Below are 285 nucleotides of genomic sequence, written 5' to 3'. Positions count from 1 at the left end.
TACGACTGTGATGTATTGGCTCGTTACAAACGCCTTATGGGGCATGAAGTCTACTATCTAACAGGGCTTGATGAGCACGGACAAAAGATTGAGGAGAAGGCAAAAGAGGCTGGTCTAACACCGCAAGCCTACGTTGACGGCATGGCGGTTAGCGTTAAGGAGCTTTGGAACTTGTTGGACATCTCTTACGACAAGTTTATCCGCACGACCGACGATTACCACGAGGAAGTGGTGGCGGCTGTTTTTGAAAAATTGCTGGCGCAGGATGATATTTACTTGGGAGAG

General features: G+C 48.4%; 1 protein-coding gene. It reads left to right on the top strand.

The genetic code is table 11. The annotated features are described in order from the left end of the window. Positions 1–285: class I tRNA ligase family protein (locus tag C1E99_RS11340; RefSeq protein WP_153060200.1), on the top strand; the 285-nt coding region annotated here is incomplete at both ends.

This window comes from Streptococcus suis (assembly GCF_002964045.1).
Taxonomy (GTDB): Bacteria; Bacillota; Bacilli; order Lactobacillales; family Streptococcaceae; genus Streptococcus; species Streptococcus suis_U.
This window is presented reverse-complemented; position numbering and strand designations above follow the sequence as displayed.